We start from the raw sequence: 26,323 nt of genomic DNA on the forward strand, positions 1-26,323 counted from the left end.
CACGGTTTTATCAAAGTTAAGCCTGATTAGAAAGCGCCAGTTAGCCCGGCTCCGTCAAAACGGCCTAACGCAGAATTCTGAACAGCCCCCGCGTCGCTACCGCCATAACCAGCAGAGCCGGCCCGGCAAACCCCAGCAACCCCGTCAATGCGGTTTGACTGGCGCTGGCGTCCCAAAGCGTCAGCGAACTGTTTAACGATATATTGGACGGCGCCAGAAACGGGAACATGGATACGCCTAAGGTCAGCACTGCCAGCGCCAGCGCCAGCGCCAGCGCTAACAACGCCCAATACGCCCGATCGAACTTACACAGCACCCAGGCACCGATGCCGGCCAGGAAAGCCAGACCGGGGATCACCCACAACGCCGGCTCGTGTTCGTAATTATCCAGCCACAAGCCGTCGCCGCGCTTGACGAATTTAGCCAACGGATTGGAAACGCCGTCCGGCAGGATTTCGGTAGTGACGTGGTAGCCTTCCAAATGGGTAATCCAACCGCCACACAAAGCAAATAACAATAAAAACAGAATTACCGTAGTTTGCGCCACCGCTTTTGCGCGTAACTGTAACGCAGGATCGCCGTGCAATTGCAAATAGACTGCTGCGTAAGCGGCCAACAACGCCAGACAACAGGCCGCAACCAACATTGCAAACGGGTTGAACAGGCCGGCCAGACTACCCAAAAAAGCGATATGCATGTCGCTGCTCAGATGAAACGGAAAGCCCTTCAACAAATTTCCCGCCAGCAGGCCCAACACGACGACGGGCAATAATCCACTGAGAAATAGCGCCTTATCCCAATACGGCAGCCAATCCGGATGCTCAAGGCTATTTCTAAAGTAAAGACCGATCGGCCTGATACAGACGGCCAGTATCACGCACAACAGCAAATTCTGGAAGCTGGAAAACACCACGGCATAGACCGTGGGCCAGCCCGCATACAACACCGCGATCACTGCAGCCAGCCAGGCTTGATTTCCCGCGCTGAGCGGCGCCAGTCTGGCAGCGATCTGCCGCCGTTGGGGTTCGGACAACTGCAAAAACGGCAACAACAGCGCCACGCCCATTTCCAGACCGCTACTCAACGCAAAACCGACCGTAAACAAACCGAGCAGTCCCCAGCACAACAAGCGCAAAATATCGTAATCAAGCATCGCCGCCCTCCTGAGCTGACGCCGCTCCCTGTTTTATCAATTGCATCGCCAGCAGAATCGCCAGGGCCAGTAACCCGGAATACGCTAAGGCGTAAACAGCCAAACCGAGTACCAAGTCGCTAGTCGTTAAAGTCGATACCGCCAACCACGTCGGCAAAATGTCGACCACAATCCAAGGCTGGTCGCCGAATTCGGAGATGAACCAACCGCCAACGCTGGCCAACCAAGTAGCAGGCAATGCGTACATCGCCGACTTCAGCACCCACGGCTGCCGGCTGCCGGTCACGACACCGAAACCGGCTGTCAAAAATGTCACTAATGCCAACACACCGAACACGATCATGGCCTTATGCCCCCAATACAGGGGCGCTGCCGGCGGCAAACTGGCTTGCGCCGCCTGCTCAATTTGCGTCGGACTAGCATCGACCACACCGTCTCGCCAACGTTTCAGCAACAATCCGTAACCAAGATCGGCTTTAGCGGCACCGAATTCCTCCCACAATTGCGCTTGCGGGTTATCGTCGCGCAATTGTTGCAACATGGCGTAAGCGCGGACACCGTTTTCGATTCGTTGCCGGTTTTGCGCCAGAATGTCGTCGGCAGGCAGGCCGTTAATTGCCATCAGCTTGCCGCGCTGAAACGAACTTTGTTTGTAAATGCCGGCGTCTCCCAACAACAAGGTAGCGACAATCGCCAGCAAGCCCAGCCCCACTGCAATGGAATACGACGGCCCAGACAACCCCGTTTCGGCCGACCTTAGCCGGTAATAGGCGCTGATAGCCAACACGAACCCGGCTGCCAACGCATAGCTGGAAAGCAAGCTATGGGCGAATTTGGCCAGCGCCACCGGATTGCATAACACGGCACGCCAGTCTGCCATCTCCATCCGCAACGCCTGCACGTCGAATTCGGCACCGACCGGATATTGCATCCAGCCGCTGGCGACCGAAAAGCCAAACAATATCAAATGGCAACCCAAGCACACCGCCAGGGTAGCGAGTAGATGCGCAAAGCCACCCAACCTGTCCCAGCCGTACAACATCCAGCCCAAAGCGTTCGCCGCCGTAAACAAGCCAGCCAAAACTCCGACCAGCACCGGCCCGGCAAAGGCATCTCCGGCATAGTGAGCAAAATACGACCAATTGCCACCGAATTGGAACAGCATGGCCACACTCGACGCTAGACTCAATCCGAAACTGAGTGCGAACAACTTGCCCCAAAACCGGCATAAGGTTTGGTAATCGCCCCGGCCGCCAGCCAGCCCCCAAGTTTCCAATACCAGTAAGAAAAACGATAAGCCTACCGTCAGCGGTACAAACAGAAAATGCTGTACTGCATTGATCGCAAACTGCGAGCGAGACAATTCAATAACCGTTTCGGAAACCATTCCTACCTCTAGGCCAAGCTCAAAATGGCGGCAATTATAAAATTATCCGCCCGTTTGTCTGCGTTTTTCTCGATCAAGTCGCATTATATCGGCCGCCAGACCATGGAGAATAAGCGGCACTGATATACACTTTGACGGACTACGGCCGCGTTTACGACACTCCATGAAGCTCCCGCCCCGCTGGATAATCGGACTGAAAATCATTGGCTTGGCGCTACTTTACGCCGGCTTGGCCAAGCTGGTATTGGCTTTTTTTTCCGACCGCGGAAACGTCACACTGATCTGGTTTCCGGCTGGCCTGGGGCTGGCAGCATTTTTGTTGAATGCCAAACATTATTGGGCCGGCGTACTGTCAGGCGCTTTCATAGCGGGTTTATTGGTCGGCGACTCGTGGACAATCTCGGCCTTTATTGCGGCCGGCAACACTCTGGAATCGTGGATTGGCGCTTGGCTCCTGCTTGGCAACCCTGGTTTTTCGATCAAACTGCGCCACCCGAGCGACTTCGCGTGGCTGGCCGTCACCGGCGCGGTTGCCGCCTGTTTCAGTGCGCTGATCGGGCCGATGGCGTTGTTGCTGGGCGGTTATCTGACTCAAGACCAGTTGTTTCCGAGCATGCTGCATTGGTGGATGGCCGATTTGTTTGGTATCGCTTTAGTAACCCCTTGCATTCTGATTTGGCGAAAATGGCCAACTGGCTGGTTCATCGTCAAACGTCTGCCGGAAACTGCCGCCTTCTTGGCGCTGAGTTTTTTCAGCGGCCAAGCGATATTTCTGAGTTGGTGTCCGGATGTAATCAGCGGTTACGCCCGCGGGTATTGGACTTTTCTGTTTGTGGTTTGGGCGGCGGCTCGCTTCGGGCGCCACGGCGTCATGCTCCTGATTGGCATGACCGCGATCCAGTCTCTGTGGGGATTGGAGCGCCAGTGCGGCCTGTTTGCCTCCGGCGATTTGCAAGCCGGTCTGCTGAATATTTGGCTCTATTTACTGGTCCTGGCCTGTGTCGGCATTCCGTTGGCGTTAATGCTTTACGACCGCGAGCAAAAAGCCCAAGCACTGCAAGAAAGCGAAAACCGGCTGAGTTTTGCGTTGCAAACCATAGACACCGGCGCCTGGGATCTCGACCTTGAAACAGAAACCGTGATGCGCACTCCGATCCACGACCGGATTTTCGGCTACGACGACCTGTTACCGGTCTGGACTTACCAGACCTTTCTCGGTCATGTCGTATCGACATACCGGGACACCGTCGACCAAGACTTCCGCCACGCCCGCCGCGACCGCAGCAATTGGAATTTCGAATGCAAAATCCGCCGATTGGATGGCGAAATTCGCTGGATTCGCGGTTCCGGTCGCCACCATAGCCTATACCCAAGAATGACGGGGATTATCCAGGACATCACGCTTCAAAAACTTGCCGACGAAAACCGCCAATTGGCCATGCTTTTCTACCAGAATTGCAACGAGGGGATGATGATTACCGAAGTGGATGCGACGATTGTTTCGGTCAATCCGGCTTTTAGCGAGATTACAGGCTACGAAGCGGCAGACGTCATTGGTAAAAACGCCAGTATTCTCGGTTCCGGCCGCCACGATTCCGGATTCTTTCAGGACATGTGGCAAACCATCAACAGCCTGGGCCAGTGGCACGGGGAAATTTGGAACCGTCGTAAAAACGGCGAACTATACGTCGAACAACTCAGCATCAATACCGTTTTCGATGCCAACGGCTTGCCGCTACGCCGCATCGGCCTATTTTTCGACGTAACCCAACGCAAACTTAACGAAGAACAATTACGCAAACAAGCCTACTTCGATCCTTTGACCGGTATCGGCAACCGCCGCATGTTTTACGACCGATTGGACCAGGAGATCAAAAAAGCTCATCGCAGCGGCCTGTTTCTGGCATTGCTGCTGATCGACATCGACAAGTTCAAGGAGGTGAACGACCGCTTGGGCTACACAGCCGGAGACCACATTTTACGAGAAGCGGCACAACGCATCTTGCGTAGCGTCAGGGAAACCGATTTAGTCGCGCGAATGGACGGTGTGGAATTCGGGTTGATCCTGACCGATCTGGAAAAAATCGATCATATCGAACGCATCGCCGACACGATCAGCCAAAAACTCGGCGAGCCGTTTGTGGTTGACGAGCAAGCGCAGGATTTGCAACTGTACTGCCGCATCGGGATTGCGGTGTGTCCCGACGACGCCGACGACGCCGACCGCTTACAGCAATTCGCCGCACAAGCGCTGAAAAGCAGCGCTTCGGCCGACCATGCCTTCGCCAACATGACGGACGAAATTTAAGCCGGAAAGCCTTGTTGACATCTAATGCGAATCAGCAAATGCGCTGCTTCGGAAACTGGCAACGGAAGCGGCTACCCCGCCCCAACTGGCTGTCGATATCCAATTTGGCATCGTGTCTTACCAACACGTGCTTGACAATGGCCAATCCCAAACCGGTACCAACGATCTTCTGGTTGCGTTTCACATCGACTCGATAAAAGCGCTCGGTAATCCTCGGGATATCGACTGCAGGGATACCCGGCCCGAAATCTTCGACTTCCAAAAACGCCCCGCCATCGGCGCTGTCTTGCCAAACGACCTTGACGGGCGAAGTCGCCGGGGAATATTTCAACGCGTTGACCAATAGATTGCTGAAGGCACTGCGCAGCTCGGAGGCGTCACCCAGCAGGTTGGCGCCACTGGCGACATGCAATTCGACGCGGCGTTCGTCCTTTTCCAGTAAATCGCTCTCCTGACAAACCTCATGCAATAACGCGGCTACGGCTACCGACTCCGACTTCTTCTGCTTACTTTCCAACCGTGCCAAGAGCAATAAGTCGTCGATCAAAGCCTGCATGCGTTCAGTCTGGGCTGCCATGTTTTGAAACGAGCGGCTGTAAACCCCACTGCCGCTGTCCATTTCCTGTAGCGTTTCCAGATAACCGCGCAACACGGTCAACGGCGTACGTAGTTCGTGCGAAACGTTTGCCACAAAATCGGTACGCATCCGTTCGATGTTTTTTTGCAATGTGATGTCCTGAGCCATCAACAATCGCAAACCCGAGCCGTACGGCACGATCCCGATCTGCAAAAACATGTTTTCATTGACCGGCGACGGGATGCAAATCTTGTGGCGGTAATCCTGCTCTTTTAAATACTGGATGAACAAGGGATGACGAACCAAATTGGGAATACGTTGACCGTTGTCGGACTTTTTCAAACCCAAAAAATCATGCGCGACTTTGTTGCTCCATTCGATTTCGCCGTAGCTGCCCAATACGACGACCGCATCAGGTAAGGCGCCAGTGGATTTGCGAAAGCTGTCCAGCATCTTGCCCAGCTTTTTCTTACGCCGCTTCTGACTCTTCCTGATTTTATAGACGTGATAGTAAATATCGCTCCAGATTCCTTTGAAATCGGGCTTTTCGCCTTGGCCGCCCTGGCTCAGCCAGCGTTCCAATTTATTGATGCTTGCCGTCTGGCTGATATGCAGGTAAGAAATCACGAGCAATAGCAATTCGCTCAAATGACCAACAAAGACGCTGGCCACAAAAGCCGGCACGACCAGCGCGATCGCAATGTTTCTTTCCCGCCGCCAACGCTGCATGTAAGATTAATTCGCTAAGGAAAACCGGTAACCGAAGCCGCGTACCGTTTGTATCAGTTCTTCGCGGCCGTATTCCGCCAGAATTTTGCGCAGGCGGCGGATATGCACATCCACCGTGCGTTCTTCGATGTAAACGCTACGCCCCCAAACTTGGTCCAGTAGATGGGTACGGCTGTAGACTTTGTCTGGATTGGTCATAAAAAACTGCATCAGTCTGAACTCCGTCGGGCTGACTTCCAGGCTTCGACCGTCTATCGTCAGCTTGTGCTGCTCGGCATCCAGCGTCAAGTCGCCTATGCTCAATTGACCCGATTCGGAGAGTTTGCCGCTACGCCGCATTACGGCCTTAATCCGGGCAATCAATTCCCGGGGCGAAAAGGGTTTGGTGATGTAGTCGTCGGCGCCGATCTCCAGGCCGCGGATCTTATCCTCTTCCTCGCCGCGCGCCGTCAGCAAAATGATTGGCAGATCCTTATAGCCAGGTTCGCTTTTCAGGCGTCTGGCCATTTCAACGCCGCTGATTCCGGGCAACATCCAATCCAGCACAATCAAATCCACCATATTATCCGCCAGACTTTCCCGCGCCTGCTCCGCACTGGCTACCGCCAACACTTTAAACGACGCTTGCTCCAACACCATCACCAGCATTTCCCTAATGGCGTCTTCGTCTTCCACAACCAGGACGTTCAAATTCGACATAGTCATCTTAAGTGTAATGATTCCGAGAATATGCGGAATTTAGCAGCGCTATATTACCTTTTTATGACAAAAAACTCGGCACCAAGCGTGCCTGAACCGACAAAGCCACAGCCAATAGCTTGAATGGAGTTCCGCCAACTTTCCGCGGGCGCATGCTGCTATTGAGCACACCATCGACTTAGCCGCAGAGCTGAGTTCGAACCGAGCATCTGACGCTGGGAGAAAAATTGAGCCTTTTCCACCAAACACCGCCTGAAACTCCGGGCCAGGTTACTCATTAAGTTACTCCCGACCAGCTATTGGAGGTGAGGTTAAGCGGCGACAACTTAAAAACCGTTTGGCTAATAGTGTCGCTGGAGCTCTGTCTGGAACCAACTAGCAAGCAAAGCCCATTACCCTAGACTAGGCTCTGCATAAACGCCGTCGCCACTTGAGGCTTTCGGCGGTAAGCAGGGGCAAGACTACTCTTCAGCCAAATATTGCCCCGGAGCCAGCGGTGTTTCGTAGCGCACGCCCTCCGGAAAATACGGTTCCGGATTCGAGGCAATTTCGCGTGCAGCCAGAAACTGCGCGTAATAGTTCCGGGACGCAAAACCGAATGCAGGTCCATCGTAAGTTTCCACGATTTGAGCGAAATCCCTGCCAACCTGGTTTTGAGCCCGCTTCATACCACCGATACCGTGATTGTAAGAGGTAACCGCAGCCGGCCAGTCTCCCAGCTTTCCGTATGCATAACTCAAATATCGCGCGGCACCGTTTGCCGACGCGAAAGGATCGAAACGTTGATCGACTACACCACCGCCGGGCATAAAGGTTTTAGCGGCTGCTTTGGTGAACTGCCACATGCCGACCGCACCAGCCGAGGACTTGGCGCCCGGTTGAAATGAGGACTCAACGTGCGGCAGATAGGCCAAGTCTTCAGGCAAACCGGCATCGCGGAACACTTTTCTGAACTGCAAATCGTAACGCCCGCTAATTTCCAACCCGCGCTTAAACCGCTCACGCGTCCCGCGCTGCGAACGCACCCGAGCATCTGCACCAGCCAGCACACTGGACAAAGAACGCCCGTTGGCTTCCAGTTTCGCAATCAACAGCCTATCCCCGGGGGTCAAAGCCGCGCCGTAGCGCAATTTGCTTTCCAATCCCGCTAATTGCGCCTTCCAGTAATCACGCCGCTGACTGATCAGATCTTTTTGTTCGACGGTCAGACCTTCCGCAACGTAACCGGGCAAGGACATGACTTCATAAATCACGTCCAAATAGCGGTCGTCGTGGAAAGCGACTTCGGAACGCTGCCAGACTGCATAGGTTTTACGCCAGAATTCCACGGCCGGCTCCAACGACGCCGGCTTCAGAAAAACCCCAGAATAGCTGGCAGGCCGGTAGCTCTGAGGCGGCGCTTGGTAAGCCTGGCGCTGCGGTACGTAATTGGGACGGGCACTGGCAATTTTATCGCGCTTGACCGGTGCGCCGCCGCCGCAAGCATTCAGTAGAATTGCCGCAACCGTCAGTAATGATATGCGCAAGAAAAGTCGATTCATTTTTGCTTTTGGATTCCGATTTAACGCTGAGAGCTCAGAGCACTGTCGTCAAGGTTATTGACCAGCATTCTTCGAATACTTTCAATAAATAATAGCGCTCATTTCGAATCGAGGTGAAGATTAAATTCGAAAATAGGCCGCATTTTTTCGCAAATGCGACAAAACGGGTTTGGCAGCAATCACTCACGCTAGAAGATCATATGCACTTGGCGTTCGTAGCGCTATCATACAGCGGCCGGACCGACGTTCGGGGAGCAGTCAAAACACACACTTGTTACGCGCTTAAGCAGACTCGAGGCCGGAACTTTCGACCTTTTCACAGTACCCAAACAGTGCATCTTCAGAAGTGACGACATATCGACAAAAGGTAGCTTGGATTGAGTTTATCCTCACCCGTCAGACCACCAGGAGGGATATTATGAAACCGATTTCAAAGCCGCTAACCTTTTGCTCGCGTTGCGGTGACGACATCACGGCCGACGAATTGCGGTTTTTGCCGGATACGTCTCTGTGCGCGCTGTGCAGTAATATTGTTTCGGAAGCGATTGAAATTCATGCGACCAAGCAACCGAAAGCCAAAACCGTCATACGCCTCGCCCGCAAACCGAAACCAAGAACCTGTTCTCCATTTTAATCCGACTCTACTGGCATACTTTCCACTGCATTCATCCGGCTAAAATCGGCATTAAAAAACCGGCCCAACCGTCAAGGCTTCGGGCCGGTTTTTTAGCCAAGATCACTGCTTCAGATTTTTGTAGCCTTCTTCGCTCTCGCGCATGATTTTCTGGCCTTCTTCAATCAAATTCCGCCCTTCGTCGATTTTGATCTGACCCTCGCGCTGCATGGCCTGCCCGCGCTCGACCATTTGCTTGCCTTCCTGCCAACGACTGCCCAATTGAGCGATGCCCTGGCTGTCGCGTAGCATTTGTTCGCCAGACAAGATCTTTTCGGCGGACGCTTTCGGCGCCGGCTCGCTGGCGCAACCGCCGAGCAGTAACGCCGAAACGGGCATGATAAGGGAAACCAGCAGATAGTTGTTATTGCGCATGATCATGTCCTCTTGTTACGCAGTAAAAACAAAAATTAAACGGAATATTGCAAAACAGTGCGAACTGTTGCAACGGTTTTTTCAATCCACCCTCCCGCCGCCGCTTGGCTTAGCGTGACCTCATGTAGCTGACATACAACCCGTAACCAATCAATACCGACGTCAGCCAGACAGCCACCAGTGGGCCAATCACACCGTCGTAATAGGTGTTGACCAGATAAACCGAATCGGCCTGCAAATTGACGTTGCACAAATCCCGACTGAGTTTGATCTGCCAGACCCATCCGGCATGACAGCCAATCGACCACCCCAATCCTTGCCCCTCACGACTTCTTAGTACGGCGAGGAATAGTCCGACCGCGAATAAAGCAATAAAGGCACTAACGATTGCCGGATTGAACCAATTGGCAAATGCCTCGGCAAGCAACGGCAAGCCGCTAAATGGTGTGATATCGGCATAAGCGATTGGCGTCGAACTTTTCAAAAAATGCAACGCGGCATAGTACAGCGAACTCGCAAACATAGCCGCATACAACGGCATTTGCCGGCGCAGGCCGCTCAACAGCAAACCGCGAAACAACAATTCTTCGCCGACGGCGATCAACATCGCCAATAGCAATGCCAGCAAAGCTTTACCAGCAAACGCTTCCCAAACCCAAATCCGGCTATCATCCCAGACATGCACTTGCAGCAGGTACAAAATCAGCAAGACCGGTAGCAAAGTGACCAAACTCAACGCAAAACCGTTGCCGACTTGCTTGAGAAAATGGGGCAACGGTGCGAATCCCAAATCCGTCCAACTGAGTTGCAGATACTTTTTTAACGGAAATACGCTGAGCAGCAGCAATACCAGCGTAATTTTGCTAACAACCTTGGCCAGGGACAAAACGTCTCCGGCCAGCTTCAGCACAGCGTAACCCAGCACGCTGGCCAGCATCGCCAGCATTACCAACAACAGCAAAGGCGCCACAGCGGAAGCCAACCCGCGCATCAACGAAAATCGCCCCATAAGGTTTGCACGGCGGCCAACGCGGCCAGCACCGCGGTTTCGGTGCGCAAAATTCTGCCACCCATTCTAACGGGGATAAAGCCGGCCGCTTTGGCGTATTCGCGTTCCTGGTCGCTAAATCCGCCTTCCGGCCCGGACATTAAAGTCACGCCCTCGCCCCCCGGATTAAGTTCGGAGAACACTTGCTTGGCATAAGGATCCAAAAACAACTTGAGCCCGCATTGACCGTCGACCCAATCAGCTAATGCGATTGGAGGATTTAATTCCGGCAAATGCGTCCGCCCCGATTGCTCGGCAGCATGCTGAATGATGCTTTGCCAATGCTGTTGCCGTTGTTGCTTCTTGTCGTCGTCGAATTTGATCACGCAGCGCTCGCTAATCAACGGCGTCAAACTGGCCACCCCCAATTCGACCGCTTTTTGTACGGCCCAATCCATCCTGTCGCCGCGCGAAATACCCAACCCCAGATTGATCGCCAGCGGCGACTCGACCGAACGGTCGATAAATTGTTCTACGGCCACGCTTACCCGCTGCCGGCTCACTTCCTCGAGCCGGCAGCGGTATTCGCCGCCACGGCCGTTGAACAGGACGATCTCCTGATCCTGTTTCAATCGCAGCACCGTGCGCAGGTAGTGTCCGGCCGCATCGTTCAACTCAATATGTCGACCAACGTTCAGCGCCAGGTCAACGTATAAGCGCGATACCCGCATCAGTCTTGCACCGCCAATTGAGTGCCTTGCCAGGCCGTGTCCACCATCAGCTCTATTTCCTGTTCGGTTATCACGTAAGGCGGCATGAAATAAATCACGTTGCCGAGCGGCCTTAACAATACCCCTTGCGCCAGTGCATGGCGGTAAACCCGCAAACCGCGCCTTTGCTGCCAGGGATACGCCTCTCGGCTCTGTTTGTCTTTTACCAACTCGATCGCGGCAATCATGCCGGTTTGCCGGACTTCGCCGACGTTAGGGTGATCGCGAAAACGATCCAGGGCATTTGCCATCACCGCCGCCAAGGTGCGGTTTCTGCCCAAAACGTCCTCAGTTTGGAATATGTCGATGGTTGCCAGCGCCGCTCGGCAGCCCAAAGCATTACCGGTGTAACTATGGGAATGCAAAAATGCAGTCAAATTTTGATAATCGTCGTAAAACGCCTGATAAATCGGATTGCCGGTCAAGACCGCCGACAACGGCAAGTAGCCGCCGGTCAAACCTTTGGAAAGACAGATGAAATCGGGGCTGATGCCGGCCTGCTCGCAAGCGAACAGGGTGCCGGTCCGCCCGAAGCCGACCGCGACTTCATCGGCAATCAAGTGCACGCCGTATTTATCGCAAGCCTCGCGCAACATTCTTAAATAAACGGGGTGATACATGCGCATATTGCCGGCACACTGTACCAGCGGTTCGACGATGACAGCGCAAGCCTGATCCGCGTGCTCGGCTAGCGTCCGATCCATGTCGGCGAACCGCCGAATCGAGTAGGCCTCCCAACTTTCGCCGGGCTCACGGTAGTAACAGTCCGGCCCGGAGACCGTAATGACCTCCATCAACAGCGGTCCGTAAGTCTCCTTGTACAACGCGACATTCCCAACCGCCAAAGCCCCCAGGGTTTCGCCGTGGTAACTGTTTTCCAGCGTGATGAATTTGGTTTTTCCACTTTGACCGAGATTACGCCAATAATGAAAGCTCATCTTCAGAGCAATTTCGATTGCCGACGAGCCGTTATCGGCATAGAAGCATTTATCCAGGCCCGGCGGAGTTATTTCCACCAGCTTTTCCGCCAGTTCCAGCGCCGCTTGATGGGTAAAACCACCCAGGATGACGTGTTCCAGCGTGTCGAGTTGTGTCTTGAGCGCCTGGTTGATGGTCGGATTGCTGTGACCGAACAGATTGACCCACCAAGAACTGATGGCGTCCAGATAGCGCTTACCGTCGAAATCTTCCAGCCAGACTCCCTGGCCGGACTTGATCGGAATCATCGGCATATTGCGCTCGTGATCCTTCATCTGGCTACACGGGTGCCAGAGCACGGCGAGATCGCGTTCGACAATGGTTTTATTGTTCATGGCTGACACAAAAAAGGGGCTTGCGCCCCTTTATAGCGGATTAATGCCCGTTTAGTAACGGTAATGTTCCGGTTTGTACGGACCTTCGACCGGCACGTTGATATAAGCGGCCTGCTCCGGCGACAACTGGGTCAATTTCACGCCGATTTGCGCCAAATGCGAGCGCGCCACTTTTTCGTCGAGTTTTTTCGGCAGAATGTAGACTTTGTTTTCGTAAGCCGACGCGTTGGTCCACAGTTCGATCTGCGCCAATACCTGATTGCAGAACGAGTTGGACATTACGAAGCTCGGGTGGCCTGTTGCGCAACCCAGATTTACCAAGCGGCCTTCTGCCAACACAATGATTCGCTTACCGTCCGGGAAAATCACGTGGTCGACCTGCGGTTTGATGTTTTCCCAGGTGTAATGGCGCAACGAAGCGATATCGATTTCGGAATCGAAATGACCGATATTGCAGACGATGGCCTGATCGCGCATCGCTTTCATATGGTCATGGGTGATGACATGGACGTTACCGGTCGCAGTGACGAAAATGTTACCTTGTGAAGCGGCTTCGTCCATCGTTACCACGCGATAGCCTTCCATCGCCGCCTGTAACGCGCAAATCGGGTCGATTTCGGTAATCCAAACGGTGGCGCCCAAGCCGCGCAGTGATTGCGCACAGCCTTTACCCACGTCCCCATAACCACAGACGATGGCGATTTTGCCAGCGACCATCACGTCGGTGGCACGCTTGATGCCATCAACCAAGGATTCGCGGCAACCATACAGGTTGTCGAATTTGGATTTGGTTACAGAGTCGTTGACGTTGAACGCCGGTACTTTCAAACTGCCTTTGGCAACCCTTTCGGTCAAACGCAATACGCCGGTGGTGGTTTCTTCCGACAAGCCTTTGACGTCTGCCATCAGCTCCGGAAACTTGTCGTGCATCATGTTGGTCAGGTCGCCGCCGTCGTCCAAAATCATGTTCGGACGCCAACCGTTAGGGCCCAGAATGGTTTGTTCGATGCACCATTCGGCTTCGGCTTCGGTCTCGCCTTTCCAAGCAAATACCGGGATACCGGCTGCGGCAATCGCCGCTGCGGCATGGTCTTGAGTAGAGAAGATGTTGCAAGACGACCAGCGCACTTCGGCACCCAGGGCAGTCAAGGTCTCGATCAACACCGCGGTTTGAATCGTCATATGCAAGCAGCCGGCAATGCGGGCGCCTTTTAACGGCTGCTGAGCACCGTATTCTGCGCGCAAGGCCATCAAACCCGGCATTTCGGTTTCAGCGATTTTGATTTCCTTACGGCCCCAATCGGCCAGAGCCATGTCCGCTACTTTGTAATCGGTTTGAGTCATTTGAGTTTCCTGATCCTGAATTTAGATGCCAGCCGCGTCTTTCAAAGCCTCGGCTTTGTCGGTTTTTTCCCAGCTGAAGGTCGCTTCGTTGCGGCCAAAGTGGCCGTAGGCCGCGGTCGGGCGGTAAATCGGTTTCAACAAGCCGAGTTGAGCGATCAAGCCTTTCGGACGTAAATCGAAGTGTTCGCGGACGATTTTGACCAAACGTTCTTCGTCGATTTTGCCGGTACCGAAAGTTTCGATGCTGATCGAGGTGGGCTCGGCAACGCCGATGGCGTAAGACACCTGGATCTCGCAACGTTCGGCCAGGCCGGCGGCCACGATGTTCTTGGCCACATAGCGTCCCATATAGGCCGCCGAACGGTCGACTTTGGATGGATCTTTACCGGAGAAGGCGCCACCGCCGTGACGAGCCATACCGCCGTAGGTGTCGACGATAATTTTACGACCGGTCAATCCGCAGTCACCGACCGGACCGCCAATGATGAACTGGCCGGTTGGATTGATGAAATACTTGGTGTCTTTATGCAGCCATTCTTTCGGCAGCGTCGGCAGGATGATTTCATCCATCACCGCTTCTTCGAGCTGTTTGCCGCCGATTTCCGGCGAGTGCTGAGTAGACAATACCACTGCATCAATCGCTACCGGCTTGTTGTTTTCGTAGCGGAAAGTCACCTGGCTTTTAGCGTCCGGGCGCAGCCATGGCAGGGTTTTGTTTTTGCGAATCTGTGCTTGGCGTTCGACCAAACGGTGGGCGTAGGTAATTGGTGCAGGCATCAGCACGTCAGTTTCGTTACTGGCATAACCAAACATTAGGCCTTGGTCGCCGGCGCCTTGTTCGTGGTTTTCAGATTCGTCCACGCCCATGGCAATGTCGGCCGATTGCTTGCCGATTGCGTTGAGAACCGCGCAGCTATTGCCGTCGAAACCGATATCGCCGGAATCGTAACCGATTTCACAGACCACCTTTCTAACCAACTCTTCGGTATCGACCCAGGCGTTGGTGGTAATTTCACCCGCCAACACCACCATGCCGGTTTTGACCAAGGTCTCGCAAGCTACCCGCGAACGAGGGTCTTGAGCCAACAAAGCATCGACTACCGCGTCGGAAATTTGGTCCGCCACTTTGTCCGGATGGCCTTCGGATACGGATTCTGAGGTAAAAAGGTAGTTTTTATTCACGGTTAACACCCTCGTCAAAAGAAAACTTGCGCGTATAAAAAAAGGCCGCTTAAACGGCCTGGTATCATGGTGGGCCCTGTAGGACTTGAACCTACGACCTGCCGATTATGAGTCGGAAGCTCTGACCAACTGAGCTAAGGGCCCGAAATTGTCGGTGCATCTACGACGCTACAACGCCTTACTCACCGTCCAGAAAACATCTCAATTGCTCGGAGCGCGACGGATGCCGCAACTTACGTAAAGCCTTGGCCTCGATCTGGCGAATCCGTTCACGGGTAACGTCAAACTGTTTGCCAACCTCTTCCAGCGTGTGGTCGGTGTTCATGTTGATGCCAAAACGCATCCGCAGAACCTTGGCTTCCCGGGCAGTCAAGCCCGCCAAAACGTTCTGCGTCGATTCGCGAAGGCCGGCGATTGTAGCAGATTCGACAGGCGATAGCATCTTCGAATCTTCAATAAAATCGCCAAGATGCGAATCTTCGTCGTCGCCAATCGGTGTTTCCATCGATATTGGCTCTTTAGCAATTTTCAGCACTTTGCGAATCTTGTCTTCAGGCATTTCCATTCGTTCAGCCAACTCTTCCGGCGTTGCCTCCCGACCAAGTTCCTGCAGAATTTGCCGCGACACCCGATTCAGCTTATTGATAGTCTCAATCATGTGCACCGGAATCCGAATGGTGCGAGCCTGGTCGGCTATAGATCGGGTTATAGCCTGACGTATCCACCACGTAGCATAGGTCGAAAATTTGTAACCGCGCCGGTACTCGAATTTGTCGACAGCCTTCATCAAACCGATGTTGCCTTCTTGAATCAAATCCAGAAACTGCAATCCGCGGTTCGTATATTTCTTCGCTATCGAAATCACCAAACGCAAGTTGGCCTCGATCATTTCTTTTTTGGCTCGCCGAGCCTTGGCTTCGCCCAACGAAATGTTCCGGCAAATACTTTTCAGAACCGCAATGCTCAACCCGTAACGCGCCTCAAGTTCCGCCAATCTTTGTTGAGCTGCCTTAATCGCCTCTGCATTCTCGGCAAGCGTTCCGGCGTATGCAGCGTGGCTGTTGACAAACTGATTCAACCATTCGAGATTAGTCTCATTTGCGGTAAACGCATTGATAAAGTCTTTGCGCGGCAGCTTCGCTTTCTTGACGCAAATATCCAAAATGACTCGCTCTTCTTCACGAATAGCGGCCATCAACTCTTCGGAAACGGATACCATTTTTTTCAGATATTGCGGAGTCCACTTGAACTCGCAGAATATCTCATCCATGGCATCAAACGCTTTTTCGGACTTATCGTGTCCGTATCCATGCTTTTTCACTGACGCGAACGCCGCTTTCAACGCCTTACGTAGCGCATCGACTTTCAGTTTCACTTCTTCGTAGTCGATAGTTTTAGACTCTTCTTCTGTCTCTTCGGCCGGCGCTTCCATTTCAATGCCGCTGACGTCGATATCTTCAACTTCCGTCAAGTCGACAAAGCCCATCACCAAATCGTTGAGGCGAACACCGGAGTCGTCGTCTTTCACCGAATCGAAAGCCTCGATAAACGATTCGACGATAAAACCGGAACGAGCAATCGCGCCGACAACCTGCCGCTGCCCTTCTTCGATACGCTTGGCAATTTTTAATTCTTCTTCACGGGTTAATAACTCTACAGACCCCATTTCGCGCATGTAGAGCCGCACCGGATCAGTGGTTCGACCGAACTCGCTGTCGACCGACGCCAAGGCCGCGACTTCCGCAACCTCTTCGTCGTCGTCGGCGGTCACAACTGCATCGGAGGTAATCAGGGAATCGTCGTCATCGGGCGCAACCTCATAAACCTGAATCCCCATGTCGTTGATCATCCCGATAATATCGTCGATTTGCTCGGGATCGATGATATCGCTAGGCAGGTGGTCGTTAACCTCGGCATAAGTCAAATAACCCTGCGCCTTGCCTTTCGCTATCAGTTGTTTTAATTGGGATTGCTGTTGTTCTTGATTCATTCTTTACTCACAATACGTTTTCAGCACCAAGCGCCGCAGAACAGGAAATTATAACGATAAACCCCGACCCGGTCACCTAAAAGCCATTGTTCGCACCGGCCACCGTCAAAACAAGAGACCCGCGCTGTTGCCCTTTAAAACATCACATCAGCTAAGATCCCTAAAGCTTTTCTTTCAACAATTCTCTCAGCAACTCTCTCTCATCAGGCGCCAGACCTTCACGACCCTCCTTGTCTATCAGGCGATTCAGCATTTGCTCCCTGGTTTGTCGGCAAAGCTGCTGTAACGCCCCACTGAATTCAGCCTCTTCGCCCCCAGCCGGCACTCCCAACTCCAGCGCCGCCAACGCCTTTACCGTCTTTTCCTGAGCCGACCCGCGGAAAGCTTCCAACAAGATGGCGCTGTTTTCCGGCTTTTCAAGTGCAATAACCCGCAACACATCCTTGAGCACGGCGATACCAGAAAAATCCAACTCTTCAAGCTCGACACCCTGCCGTTCGAGCAAAGTAGCGAGTCCAGGATGCTGCACCAACAGTGCGATAACTTTACGCGGAAGCGATAGCCTGGCCGAGTCCTTGACTGCTGACGCATCGCCACGCCCACCCTTAAGTGTAGACCGCTTTTCGCCAAGATCGATGACTCCGGGCACCGCAACCAAAGCCTGCAACCGTGCAAACATCATTTCCCGAAAAAAACCAGAAGGGACTTTATCCAGCGCCGGCTTGGCGACAGCCAACACCTGCGCCCTACCTTCAACAGTCGCCCTATCGGCACCCGACCCGATATTTGCAAAAAAGTAATCCGACAAGACCTGCGCCGAGCCGATTCGTTCCAAAAAACTTTCTACTCCGTCCGACCGCAACAAAGAATCGGGGTCTTGCCCTTGCGGCAACAACATGATTTTGATCTGCCGGCCGTCGCGCAAACAGGGCAAAGACGCATCTACCGCCTTCCACGCCGCTTGCCTCCCGGCATTGTCGCCATCGAAGCAAAACACCAATTCGGAGGTGAAGCGAAACAGCAAATCGATCTGACTCTTTGACGTCGCCGTTCCGAGCGCAGCCACGGCATAAGCGATGCCGAATTGAGCCAAAGCGATAACATCCATATATCCCTCGACCACCAAAATCCGAGTCGGCTTGGAATTGCGCTGCAATAGCTCGCATAACCCGTAAAGCTCTTTACCTTTGGAAAAAACCGGAGTTTCCGGCGAATTCAGATATTTGGGCAGAGAATCATCCAAGACTCGAGCCCCAAATCCAATAACACGCTTACGTTTGTCACGAATCGGAAACATCAACCGCCCGCGAAACCGGTCGTAGATCTTTCCATCATCTCTGGCTACCAGCAGCCCAGCTTCGCTCAACTCAGCGCGACTGAATCGTGTCAGCACCCCATCCCAACGGTCCGGCGCATAACCAAGCAGAAATTCCTCTGCTATTTCGCCGCCGACACCGCGCTTATTCAAATATTCTTGAGCCCGCCGCCCCTCCGGACTGGACCGCAATTGCTCGACGTAAAACCTGGCAACGTCCGCCAATACATCGTAGAGCCTTACCAACCCCTGCTTATCAGACACCGGCAGACTAAAACCGCCGCCCGCCTCCCGCGGCACATCCACTCCGGCAAAATTCGCTAAATCCTCGACCGCCTCAACGAAGCCCAAATGATTGAACTCCATCAAAAATCCGATGGCATTACCGCTAGCACCACAACCGAAGCAGTGATAAATCTGTCTCGCGCGATTTACGGAAAAACTAGGAGTTTTCTCGGTATGAAAAGGGCAGCGCGCAACGTAATTGGCACCTGACTTTTTTAAGGGGACGCGCGAGTCGATTAAATCAACAATATCGACCCGCACCAACAGATCATCGATAAACTGGCGAGGTATTCTGCCGGACATATTACCGACAGGACATTAGGCTATAAAACGCGCCTTGATTCGAGCACTAACGACCGCCATATCGGCCTTGCCTTGCATTTTCGGCTTCAACAAAGCCATGACGCTGCCCATCTCTTTCACCGAAGTTGCACCAACCTGAGTGACCGCCTCGACAACCATGGCATCTATTTCGGCATCGGTAAACTGCTGCGGCAGAAAGTCCTGTATTACCAGCACTTCAGCCTCCTCAATATCGGCTAGATCATGGCGTTCCGCATCACGGAACTGTTTGATCGATTCCCGGCGCTGCTTGAGCATTTTGTCGAGTACTGAAATGATTCGATCGTCGCTCAACTCGATCCTTTCATCAACCTCAACTTGCTTAATCGCAGCCAAGATCATACGAATCACACCGAGCCGAGCCTTGTCGCCGCTTTTCATCGCGGCCTTCATATCTTCCTTGATACGCTCCTTCAACACATCCATCTAACAGCCTTAAACCTGCGGACGACCGCGGCGCAAATTTTTCAGCGCATAGCGTTCGCGAGCCAATTTTTTCAGGTGGCGCTTTACCGCCGCCGCACCCTTGCGCTTACGCTCGGTAGTCGGTTTTTCGTAAAACTCACGGCGGCGCACTTCCGCCAAGACGCCAGCCTTCTCGCAGGCACGTTTAAAGCGGCGAATCGCGATGTCGAAATGTTCGTTTTCTTTAACTTTAACTGATGGCATTAGCAATAATCCGAATTGTGTTAGTATCTTTTCAAGCAATCGGCGAACCTTGCCCACCGAAAACGGCCGATTATACTCATAAATATCTTTTATTCCAAAAACTAATGTTTGTTCTCGGCCTAGAAACCTCTTGCGACGAAACGGCGGTCGCGGTTTACCACGCCAATCGAGGCTTGATTGCCCATACCCTGTTCAGCCAAGTTGCCACCCATGCCGAATACGGCGGAGTAGTACCGGAACTGGCTTCGCGCGACCATATCCGCAAACTAGTACCGTTGATCAGAGCCGTACTGGCCGACGCCTCACTGCAAGCCACGGATATCGGCGGCATCGCTTACACGGCCGGTCCCGGCTTAATGGGTTCGCTACTAGTCGGCGCCGCCACAGCCAGAAGTTTGGCTTGGACCTGGCAGGTACCGGCCATCGCCGTCCACCACATGGAAGGCCATTTGTTGGCGCCCATGCTGGAGGACAATCCGCCAGCATTCCCGTTTGTCGCCCTGCTTATATCCGGCGGCCACACAATGCTGATCGAAGTTACCGGCATCGGTCATTACCGCTTGCTGGGCGAGTCGCTGGACGACGCCGCCGGCGAAGCCTTCGACAAAACCGCCAAGATGCTGGGGCTCGACTACCCCGGCGGCCCCAGATTAGCAAAACTAGCCGAACAAGGCCTGCCCCGCTTCAAATTTCCACGCCCAATGACCGATCGCCCAGGCCTGGATTTCAGCTTCAGCGGCCTAAAGACCTTTACCCTAAACGCATTGCACGAAACCGGCCAATCACCGCAAGACAAAGCCGACATCGCTTTTGCCTTTCAGCAGGCCGTTGCCGAGACTTTGACCATCAAATGCCGGCGCGCACTTCAAATCACCGGCCTGAAAACCCTGGTTGTTGCCGGCGGCGTCAGCGCCAACCGCGAAATTCGCCACCAACTTTCAGCTATGGCCGACAGCGCGAATACCCGGATCTATTTCCCGCGCCCGGACTTCTGCACCGACAACGGCGCCATGATCGCTTATGCCGGCGCCCAACGCTTGATGGCCGGACAAACGCAAAACCTGGAAATCTTTGCCCGGCCGCGCTGGCCGATGGAACAGCTGCCGCAGTTGTGATCAGGACTCCTGACCAGCCAAAAGCCGCTGGATGTTGCTTTTGTGGCGCCAAAGCAAAATCAGGGATATTAAAGTAAACGTGGCCGTCAAATACGCATCACCGACGATCAGCCAGGTGTAGATCGGAGCCAACGTCGCGGCCACCAGTGCAGATAACGACGAGATTTTGCCCAATTTATAGACGATAAACCAAGTTCCGGCGACAGCCACACCCAGCAGCCAAGCCACTCCCAACGTCACGCCCAACGAAGTCGCGACGCCCTTACCGCCTTTAAATTGAAAAAATACCGGATACAAATGACCGATGAAAGCGGCAAACACCACTGCGGACAATACCAAGCTATCGACCGCCAATGCTTTGGCAACCAACACCGGCAACAAACCTTTTAGCGCATCGCCGACCAGCGTAATCGCCGCAGCTTTTTTTCCGCCGATGCGCATCACATTGGTCGCCCCGGGATTGCCGGAACCGTTTTCTCGCGGATCGGCCAAGCCCATCATTTTACAGACAATAATCGCACTCGACACCGAACCGGCCAAATAGGCCAACGGCACCAACAACCACTCCATCATTCAAACAACCTCATATCAATACTTGTACAGCGCAGCCATTTACTCGATACTGCGGCGATTTTGTTACGAAATATAATAACCGGAAAGCAACGATGGACATCATCTTTTTAGGCGGCCTCGAAATAGACACCGTGATAGGAATTTACGAGTGGGAACGGAAAATCAAGCAAAAAGTTATCTTGGACATCGAAATGGGCTTCGACATCCGCAAAGCGGCAGCCAGCGACGATATCGCCCACGCCCTCGACTATAAAACCGTCTCTGATCGGGTAGTGGAATTCGTGGAACGCAGTGAATTTTACCTGGTGGAAACCTTGATCGAAGAAATAGCCAACATTCTGCTGGGCGAATTCCAAATTCCTTGGGTAAAAATCACCTTGAACAAAAAAGGCGCCATCAGTCGGGCTCGAGATGTCGGCATTATCATCGAACGCGGCCAAAGATAGCTCATGCCCACCGGATACATCAGCATCGGCAGTAACATCGACAGGGAAACCCATATTCCGTCGAGCCTAAACGCACTGCGCGACTTATTCGGCGAACTAACGGTATCCAGTATCTACGAAAGCGAACCGGTCGGCTTCGTCGGCGACAGCTTTTACAACCTTGTGATTGGGTTTCAGTCCGATCTGCCGGCCAAAAGCGTCGCCAAATTACTTAGGCAGGTGGAACTTGACCACGGCCGCAGCAGGGACAGCCAAAAGTTTTCCGCCAGAACGCTGGACTTGGACTTGATACTGTACGGTGATGAAATCATCAACGACGGTCGCCTGCAAATACCAAGGGATGAAATCGAAAAATATGCGTTCGTATTGGAACCGTTGGCCGAAATCGCACCTAACTTGACCCATCCCAATACCCAAAAAAGCTATGCCGAGCTATGGCACCAATTCGATAAAAAAGACGTCAAACAAAAAAAAACTGGCAGTGAATTCTCAGGCTTGAAACCGGCCCATAGATCAAAAGCCTGCAGCCGGACTGATTTCCGCTAACGGTATAAACTCCGCCCACCGTCAACGTTGATGGTTTGACCGGTAATATACCCGGCGTCTTGAATCAAAAACTTAACCGCCTTGGCTATGTCGTCAGCCTCTCCCTGGCGGCCCAACGCAATTTTACTCAAGATCGCCGCACGCTCTGCTTCACTGCCACCGTGTTCCGGCCACAAAATAGCTCCAGGCGACACCGCATTGACCCTGACTTCAGGCGCCAGGTCTTTGGCCAGACAACGCGTCATCGCCAACAACCCGGCTTTGGCAATACTATAGACAGGAAAACCAGGCAAGCCGGTTTCTGCGTGAATATCGGCGATATTCACGATACAGCCTCGCCTTGCTCTGAGGGTAGGCAACAACGCCTGCGACAAAAAGAATGGCGCTTTCAGGTTAGTGGCAAAGACTTGCTCCCAATCCTGTTCGACCACCTTACCTACCGGCTGCGGGTAAAACACCGAAGCGCTGTTCACCAACGCATCCAGCCCGCCCCAGGTTGACGCAGCCACCGTTGCCAAACGTTCGACGTCACTTACACGCTGCAAATCGGCTTTGACCGATACCGCCGAAGCGTAACGCAGATTATTTAATGCCTCGCACAGCGCTATTGCGTCGGACTCCGAACTTTTAAAGTGTAAAACTACGTTATACCCCGCAGCATGCAACATACGAGCGCAAGCTGCGCCGATGCGCCGGGCCGCGCCGGTGACAAGCACTACGTTAGGCATCCAAGCGTTCTAATTTGCCGAAATACTGGCTATCAACCTCTTACGAATCAAGATGCACGCCACTACGGCACAAGCTACCGGCACTTGGGTCAAGACCATTTCCATCACCGAATGTTTGGCAACCAATTTAGACAGGGGCTCCAGCACGAAAAATTTGGCCAGCCACCAAGTCAGCCAATACCCCACCAAGCCGATGATCGACCAGTTAAGCAACGGCGCATTCTGGTTTTTTGCCGTCAGGTAAAACCAAACCAAGGTTAAGATTCCGAACAGCTTCGCTAAAAAATACATGCCCCCTCCATCCTCATCGTTTTATTGTTATGAAAACCGATCGTAAACAGCAAATTTCAATGTAATCAATTTGCATAGAAACATCAATCTCGTCGCCGGGACAGCCAATGACTCCCTCCGCTTCTAAGTTACCATCCCGAAGCCTATAATCGAGGGCGCTTGGCAATAATTACTATCGAATCAAGGGGGAACCATGCAAATTTCAAAAATTCTGATGGCAATCTTGGCTCTCGGTTTCAGCCAACCGAGCTTGAGCCAATCGACCGGCCACATAGGCCATGGCGGCAATGCCAGCGAATCAGGCTGTATCCGAGCCAAAGTCAGCCGCATCAAACCGGAACACCTGTCCAGCGTCGCGCCGGGCTCAGAATTTTCGTTTGCCGCGTCGGGTAGCAACGGCCCCGGCCACATCCACGTTAGCATTAAGCAACAAGCCGTTCCGATAACGGTGGAGGATAAAGATACGTTTTATCTAGTGAAAGGCAAATTGCCCGCTGACATCAAAAATACCACCGTCCGGGTATCGGTCAGTTTGAAAGCGAAATTCGAAAAATGCAGCGCCGAAGAAGGCTGGCTACTCAAAGTTTCGGATTAACAACACTCGGCGCCCAACTGACTATCTGGTGAAGGGCACCGGGATCATCAAGGCCAATCCCACTCGAACAAGGTCCATTTATTGATGTTGGTGTTGTCCTCCAAGTCGTTCTTCTTCACATCCATTTCACCGTCGCCGTTGGTATCGAGCATATAGTAAGGCGGCCCGACCTGGGGCTGAATCTTAACCATGTACAGTTTACCGTTACGCCGGAACTCCTGAATCGTATCTTTACCTTTGCGAATAATGGTGATGTCCGGTTCCATTTCCTCGCCCGATTGCACCGGCGCCGGCAAATCGGGCGGCTCGGGCACCGGCGCCGGCTCATCCGGCGCCCCCCACGCTGCGACGAAGGGAGCGAAAACAAACGGTACGCAGCGAATTAAAAGGCGCATCGGAATCTCTGAGGCTAATTACGGTAGGTCATAATAATACAGTTTTCGCCTGCTGTATCGGCAACCGCCGACTACCGACCGAAAAGACCGCGGGCACAAAAAAACCGGCAACTCACTGGAGATGCCGGTTCGCCGTCTCGCAAGACTTAGGCTTGCTTGCGCAAATATTTTTCGACGCCGGTAGTCCGGGCAAAGCCGGTGTCACTATCGCTCAACGCTTGTTTCGCCACGTATTTGGCTACGCCGGAAAGACCGACAGATTCCACATGCCTGACGTCTTGCTTGGCCATGTATTTGGCAACCCCCGTTACCTCACCGGCCGCCTTTTCCTCCGCGTGATGTTTTGCCACGTATTTGGCTACCGAACTGAGCGGTTGAACCGGATTGACCGTCAGGCGTTGTTTAGCGACATATTTAGCCACCCCCGTAGGTGTTGGCATTTGTTTGGCCGCAATTGCTTGTTTTACCAAGTAACGAGCCACTCCGGTAAGAGGCTCTGCCTGGCTTTGCAACTGCACTTGTCTCGCCAAATATTTTGCCACTCCGGTCGGCTTCGGCGCACTCTCCTGGGCCGCGGCCTGCCGCGCCAGATAGCGATCGACGGCCGAGCCCTCGATAATCACTTCACGGTCGGCAATCAACTCTTCTTGTTGCGATTGGTTCATCAGGGCCTCCGCCTTCTCGGCTTGTAATTTCGCTTCGGCCTCAACGTAACGGGCCACCAGCGCGGCTGCCGCAGCCTTTTTCGCTGCCAGCGCCTGCTCGGCCAGAAACTTGGCCACGCCGGTTACCGGCTCCTGTTCTTTCAACAGACGTTCCTGGCGCATCAAGTATTTTTCAACCCCAGTGACAATCGGCGCATCCTTGTTTACCAAGGTTTGCTTAGCCAGATACTTGCTCACTGAAGTTGCCGATGGCGCATCTTTAGCCGCAAGGTCTTTTTTGAGCACATACTTGGCAACTCCGGTCACTGCCGGTTGCTGCGCCATATTCTGGCGGATCACATACTTGGCAACCCCCGTCACCCCTGGCTCTTCGCGATCATGCTTGGTGACATATTTGGATACGCCGGTAACAGGCGCGGACTTGGCTTGAATCGATTCTTTGATCAAGTACTTGGTAACCCGAGTCACCGGATTGTCGGCCTGCTGGCTAAGATACTTCTCGACGCCAGTTGGTACAGTGACAGCCACGGGTTCAATCTCGATTTCCGCGGCCACTTCTTCGATTTCTTCAACTTCTTCAACGACCGCCTCAATCTCAGTTGCCTCGACGACCGACTGCGCTGCCTGTTCAGCTTGCCGTTGCATTGCCAAATACTTGGCCACTCCTGTCAATGGCTCACCATTTTCGTCCACTTCCGGCTTTGGCGGTTCGAGTTTTTGCAAATAACGGGCAACACCGGTCAGTTGCGCATCGCCGACGCTTGAATCAGCATCCAGCCAGCTACCGTCGTCAGTAGGTTTGTCGAATAAAAAGCCGAATAAGCTATTCATCAAACTGCTTGTTGTCATTTGAGAATACTCCTGAATGTAATAATTTTTATATGTTGCGACCTACACACCAACTGCGGCGGACCACTACTAACAGAGTGCCATAAAACCGTTATTAACGCTACGATCCCGTGCCGCTGTAGACGATCTTGGGCTGAAAATTGGCAGCCGGAAATTTCGGATCGACCTCGGATTGCTGTGTCTGGTTAACGCATGGAGCCGCGCTACTCGCGGCGGCGGCAGAGTTGGCCGCAGCAGGCGCCACTTCGGCAACAGAAGAATCGCGATAAACAACTTTCGGCTGAAAATCCGCCGCCGGGTAATCAACAGCCCCTACGGACGGCGCGGCGAGCAGCGATACAACAAAAGCGACAGCGGCTAGTTTAGTGTCTTTCATATTCTCCACCTTACCTTACTATTCAAATATCCCCTTGCCGGCAAGCCGGCAAGGGGGGGCATACGACCTAGTAGTTTAAAGCACTGCTTCGACGTTAGCGACGA

General features: G+C 53.3%; 27 protein-coding genes and 1 tRNA gene. 6 read left to right on the top strand and 22 right to left on the bottom strand.

The features are described 5' to 3' along the window. Positions 1-64: 64 nt before the first annotated feature. Complete coding sequence (gene cydB / locus C2U68_RS02305) at positions 65-1,153, bottom strand: cytochrome d ubiquinol oxidase subunit II (RefSeq protein ID WP_140910894.1); 1,089 nt, start codon at positions 1,151-1,153, stop codon at positions 65-67. Next, positions 1,146-2,540: a cytochrome ubiquinol oxidase subunit I gene (locus C2U68_RS02310; RefSeq protein ID WP_140910895.1), complete on the bottom strand. Its 1,395-nt coding sequence runs from the start codon at positions 2,538-2,540 to the stop codon at positions 1,146-1,148. Before C2U68_RS02310 ends, cydB begins: the two co-directional genes overlap by 8 nt. Positions 2,541-2,703: 163 nt before the next feature. On the opposite strand from C2U68_RS02310, the gene C2U68_RS02315 reads away from it, so the two are divergent. Next, entirely contained in the window at positions 2,704-4,848 is a 2,145-nt protein-coding gene (locus C2U68_RS02315; protein ID WP_140910896.1) for a sensor domain-containing diguanylate cyclase, read from the top strand. Between the two features lie 31 nt (positions 4,849-4,879). On the opposite strand, the gene phoR is transcribed toward C2U68_RS02315, so the two are convergent. The 3 genes from phoR to C2U68_RS02330 all read right to left on the bottom strand — a co-directional run bounded on the left by phoR (position 4,880) and on the right by C2U68_RS02330 (position 8,379). Next, positions 4,880-6,154: a phosphate regulon sensor histidine kinase PhoR gene (phoR, locus tag C2U68_RS02320; protein WP_140910897.1), complete on the bottom strand. Its 1,275-nt coding sequence runs from the start codon at positions 6,152-6,154 to the stop codon at positions 4,880-4,882. A 6-nt stretch (positions 6,155-6,160) separates the two neighbouring features. Next, entirely contained in the window at positions 6,161-6,853 is a 693-nt protein-coding gene (phoB, locus tag C2U68_RS02325; protein WP_140910923.1) for a phosphate regulon transcriptional regulator PhoB, read from the bottom strand. A 461-nt stretch (positions 6,854-7,314) separates the two neighbouring features. Beyond that, positions 7,315-8,379: a lytic transglycosylase domain-containing protein gene (locus C2U68_RS02330; RefSeq protein WP_260839183.1), complete on the bottom strand. Its 1,065-nt coding sequence runs from the start codon at positions 8,377-8,379 to the stop codon at positions 7,315-7,317. A 433-nt stretch (positions 8,380-8,812) separates the two neighbouring features. Between C2U68_RS02330 and C2U68_RS02335 the strand changes: the two genes are divergently transcribed. Next, on the top strand, positions 8,813-9,028 hold the full coding sequence (locus C2U68_RS02335) for a hypothetical protein (protein WP_140910899.1): 216 nt from the start codon (positions 8,813-8,815) through the stop codon (positions 9,026-9,028). Between the two features lie 102 nt (positions 9,029-9,130). Here C2U68_RS02335 and C2U68_RS02340 read toward each other — a convergent pair whose 3' ends face one another. The 11 genes from C2U68_RS02340 to rpsU form a co-directional block, all read right to left on the bottom strand. Next, on the bottom strand, positions 9,131-9,442 hold the full coding sequence (locus C2U68_RS02340) for a hypothetical protein (protein ID WP_140910900.1): 312 nt from the start codon (positions 9,440-9,442) through the stop codon (positions 9,131-9,133). A gap of 109 nt (positions 9,443-9,551) precedes the next feature. Beyond that, positions 9,552-10,451, bottom strand: a complete 900-nt coding sequence (locus tag C2U68_RS02345) for a CPBP family intramembrane glutamic endopeptidase (RefSeq protein ID WP_260839184.1) — start codon at positions 10,449-10,451, stop codon at positions 9,552-9,554. Continuing rightward, the gene (locus C2U68_RS02350) at positions 10,433-11,161 is read right to left on the bottom strand and encodes a 16S rRNA (uracil(1498)-N(3))-methyltransferase (protein WP_140910901.1); all 729 of its coding nucleotides are present in this window, start codon (positions 11,159-11,161) and stop codon (positions 10,433-10,435) included. The genes C2U68_RS02345 and C2U68_RS02350 overlap by 19 nt, the downstream gene beginning before the upstream one ends. Continuing rightward, positions 11,161-12,513 carry an adenosylmethionine--8-amino-7-oxononanoate transaminase gene (locus tag C2U68_RS02355; RefSeq protein WP_140910902.1) on the bottom strand — a complete coding sequence of 451 codons (1,353 nt, stop codon included), beginning with the start codon at positions 12,511-12,513 and terminating at the stop codon, positions 11,161-11,163. Before C2U68_RS02355 ends, C2U68_RS02350 begins: the two co-directional genes overlap by 1 nt. 51 nt (positions 12,514-12,564) lie before the next feature. After that, positions 12,565-13,857 carry an adenosylhomocysteinase gene (ahcY, locus tag C2U68_RS02360; protein WP_140910903.1) on the bottom strand — a complete coding sequence of 431 codons (1,293 nt, stop codon included), beginning with the start codon at positions 13,855-13,857 and terminating at the stop codon, positions 12,565-12,567. A 21-nt stretch (positions 13,858-13,878) separates the two neighbouring features. Further along, positions 13,879-15,039, bottom strand: coding sequence for a methionine adenosyltransferase (gene metK, locus C2U68_RS02365; RefSeq protein ID WP_140910904.1), 1,161 nt, complete (start codon positions 15,037-15,039; stop codon positions 13,879-13,881). A gap of 67 nt (positions 15,040-15,106) precedes the next feature. Further along, positions 15,107-15,183 (bottom strand) — tRNA-Ile (locus C2U68_RS02370). 34 nt (positions 15,184-15,217) lie between these two features. Beyond that, the gene (rpoD, locus tag C2U68_RS02375; RefSeq protein ID WP_140910905.1) at positions 15,218-17,029 is read right to left on the bottom strand and encodes an RNA polymerase sigma factor RpoD; all 1,812 of its coding nucleotides are present in this window, start codon (positions 17,027-17,029) and stop codon (positions 15,218-15,220) included. A gap of 160 nt (positions 17,030-17,189) precedes the next feature. Continuing rightward, positions 17,190-18,932 (bottom strand): DNA primase, encoded by a 1,743-nt coding sequence (dnaG, locus tag C2U68_RS02380; RefSeq protein ID WP_140910906.1) that lies wholly within the window; start codon positions 18,930-18,932, stop codon positions 17,190-17,192. A gap of 15 nt (positions 18,933-18,947) precedes the next feature. Further along, entirely contained in the window at positions 18,948-19,397 is a 450-nt protein-coding gene (locus C2U68_RS02385; RefSeq protein ID WP_140910907.1) for a GatB/YqeY domain-containing protein, read from the bottom strand. Between the two features lie 9 nt (positions 19,398-19,406). After that, positions 19,407-19,640 carry a 30S ribosomal protein S21 gene (gene rpsU / locus C2U68_RS02390; RefSeq protein WP_054760073.1) on the bottom strand — a complete coding sequence of 78 codons (234 nt, stop codon included), beginning with the start codon at positions 19,638-19,640 and terminating at the stop codon, positions 19,407-19,409. A gap of 104 nt (positions 19,641-19,744) precedes the next feature. On the opposite strand from rpsU, the gene tsaD reads away from it, so the two are divergent. Further along, positions 19,745-20,755 carry a tRNA (adenosine(37)-N6)-threonylcarbamoyltransferase complex transferase subunit TsaD gene (tsaD, locus tag C2U68_RS02395; protein WP_140910908.1) on the top strand — a complete coding sequence of 337 codons (1,011 nt, stop codon included), beginning with the start codon at positions 19,745-19,747 and terminating at the stop codon, positions 20,753-20,755. Here the strand turns inward: tsaD and plsY are convergent, their stop codons facing one another. Beyond that, a complete protein-coding gene (plsY, locus tag C2U68_RS02400) occupies positions 20,756-21,328 on the bottom strand; it encodes a glycerol-3-phosphate 1-O-acyltransferase PlsY (protein ID WP_140910909.1) in 573 nt (190 codons plus the stop codon). It lies immediately after the preceding gene. A gap of 92 nt (positions 21,329-21,420) precedes the next feature. On the opposite strand from plsY, the gene folB reads away from it, so the two are divergent. After that, a complete protein-coding gene (gene folB, locus C2U68_RS02405) occupies positions 21,421-21,774 on the top strand; it encodes a dihydroneopterin aldolase (protein WP_140910910.1) in 354 nt (117 codons plus the stop codon). A gap of 3 nt (positions 21,775-21,777) precedes the next feature. Continuing rightward, positions 21,778-22,320 carry a 2-amino-4-hydroxy-6-hydroxymethyldihydropteridine diphosphokinase gene (gene folK, locus C2U68_RS02410; RefSeq protein WP_140910911.1) on the top strand — a complete coding sequence of 181 codons (543 nt, stop codon included), beginning with the start codon at positions 21,778-21,780 and terminating at the stop codon, positions 22,318-22,320. Here folK and C2U68_RS02415 read toward each other — a convergent pair. Further along, the gene (locus tag C2U68_RS02415) at positions 22,317-23,048 is read right to left on the bottom strand and encodes a pteridine reductase (RefSeq protein WP_140910912.1); all 732 of its coding nucleotides are present in this window, start codon (positions 23,046-23,048) and stop codon (positions 22,317-22,319) included. The genes folK and C2U68_RS02415 overlap by 4 nt on opposite strands. A gap of 9 nt (positions 23,049-23,057) precedes the next feature. Next, entirely contained in the window at positions 23,058-23,339 is a 282-nt protein-coding gene (locus C2U68_RS02420; protein ID WP_140910913.1) for a hypothetical protein, read from the bottom strand. A gap of 193 nt (positions 23,340-23,532) precedes the next feature. Between C2U68_RS02420 and C2U68_RS02425 the strand changes: the two genes are divergently transcribed. Next, positions 23,533-23,934, top strand: a complete 402-nt coding sequence (locus C2U68_RS02425; protein ID WP_140910914.1) for a hypothetical protein — start codon at positions 23,533-23,535, stop codon at positions 23,932-23,934. 47 nt (positions 23,935-23,981) lie between these two features. Here the strand turns inward: C2U68_RS02425 and C2U68_RS02430 are convergent, their stop codons facing one another. The 3 genes from C2U68_RS02430 to C2U68_RS02440 form a co-directional block, all read right to left on the bottom strand. Continuing rightward, a complete protein-coding gene (locus C2U68_RS02430) occupies positions 23,982-24,329 on the bottom strand; it encodes a DUF2782 domain-containing protein (RefSeq protein WP_260839185.1) in 348 nt (115 codons plus the stop codon). A 146-nt stretch (positions 24,330-24,475) separates the two neighbouring features. Further along, a complete protein-coding gene (locus C2U68_RS02435) occupies positions 24,476-25,843 on the bottom strand; it encodes a hypothetical protein (RefSeq protein WP_140910915.1) in 1,368 nt (455 codons plus the stop codon). A 100-nt stretch (positions 25,844-25,943) separates the two neighbouring features. Then, entirely contained in the window at positions 25,944-26,219 is a 276-nt protein-coding gene (locus C2U68_RS02440; protein WP_140910916.1) for a hypothetical protein, read from the bottom strand. Between the last annotated feature and the right edge of the window lie 104 nt (positions 26,220-26,323).

It is taken from the genome of Methylomonas koyamae (genome assembly GCF_006483455.1).
GTDB classification, from domain to species: Bacteria; Pseudomonadota; Gammaproteobacteria; order Methylococcales; family Methylomonadaceae; genus Methylomonas; species Methylomonas koyamae_B.